This is a genomic window from Paracoccus sp. MC1854 (assembly GCF_014164635.1).
In the GTDB taxonomy this organism is placed as follows: Bacteria; Pseudomonadota; Alphaproteobacteria; order Rhodobacterales; family Rhodobacteraceae; genus Paracoccus.
This window is the reverse complement of sequence record NZ_JACJFU010000136.1, coordinates 1-511: the sequence shown is the minus strand read 5'-3', so window position 1 is coordinate 511 and position 511 is coordinate 1. Positions and strand designations below refer to the sequence as shown.

1 protein-coding gene is annotated in these 511 nt (G+C 57.1%); it reads left to right on the top strand.

Annotated features, from left to right (window positions below; all coding sequences use genetic code 11):
* Positions 1–83: 83 nt before the first annotated feature.
* On the top strand, positions 84–511 hold a 428-nt coding region (locus H5395_RS18455), incomplete at its 3' end, for a transposase (RefSeq protein WP_182794010.1).

Here is a 511-nt window from a genome sequence, read left to right as displayed (position 1 = left end):
GGGGACTATATAGATAACTAGCCAAATTTCGCTTGGCGGTCGTGGCTAGCTAGATTATAAAGGTTCCAGAAGGAGCCCGTGCCATGACGAACCCCGAGACGCTCTCGACATTCCAGTTCTTCCAGAAGTTTCCTGACGAGGAAGCCGCTCGAAAGCATTTCGAGGCGCAGCGGTGGAGTAAAGAGCCGGTCTGCGGCCACTGTGGTTCTGTCAACGTGACAGAGGTCAAGGGCCACAAGCCGATGCCTTACCGCTGCAAGAATTGCCGGAAGCATTTCAGCGTTCGCACCGGCACGGTCTTGGCCGAAAGCCGCCTGCCGCTCCAGAAGTGGCTGCTGGCGATCTACATGCTGACCAGCGCGCGCAAGGGCATCCCAAGCACACAGATGGCCCGAGAGTTGGGTGTTACCCAGAAGACGGCGTGGTTCCTCGCGCAGCGCATTCGGGAAACTTGGCTAAAGGATCGCGGAGATTACATGGACGGCGATCAGATGCAGGTTGACGAAACCTA